Source organism: Corynebacterium sp. HMSC035E02, assembly GCF_001836065.1.
In the GTDB taxonomy this organism is placed as follows: domain Bacteria; phylum Actinomycetota; class Actinomycetes; order Mycobacteriales; family Mycobacteriaceae; genus Corynebacterium; species Corynebacterium hiratae.
The window spans coordinates 1-362 of record NZ_KV827370.1 but is presented as its reverse complement, the minus strand read 5'-3'; the positions used below and the strand labels follow the sequence as shown (position 1 = coordinate 362).

The 362-nt window shown below is 51.1% G+C and carries 1 protein-coding gene; it reads right to left on the bottom strand.

The genetic code is table 11. The features are described from left to right. Window positions 1-266, bottom strand: a 266-nt coding sequence (locus HMPREF2635_RS10550; protein ID WP_141761708.1) for a helix-turn-helix domain-containing protein, incomplete at its 3' end; no start/stop codon positions are given. Window positions 267-362 lie beyond the last annotated feature (96 nt).

The window sequence follows — 362 nt, the reverse complement described above, 5'->3', positions numbered from 1 at the left end:
CCATAATCCAAGCCTTGCTCCATCAACTCCTGTCTGGCGTGGACGACTGCGATTTTATCGGCCTCGTCAAATTTCTTCATCGGATTCTTCGGGGCAGTCGAATCAGGCACAATACCTGCGCGACCCTTCTGCGCTATCCGGCTTTTGATGTTGTGGTACGTCTGCCGCGAGATTCCTAATTCTTTGCAAAACTGTGTGACCGTCTTGCCGTCACGAACGGGATCGAAATCTGCGACCTTTCTACGCTTATGCAATGGAATAGCCATCCGGCTATTCCACCGCCGCAAACGTCCAAAAAGCCACTAGACATCCCGTCCAAAAACATCCTGGACTCCGTGTCCAAAAAGTCGCTAGACATCACA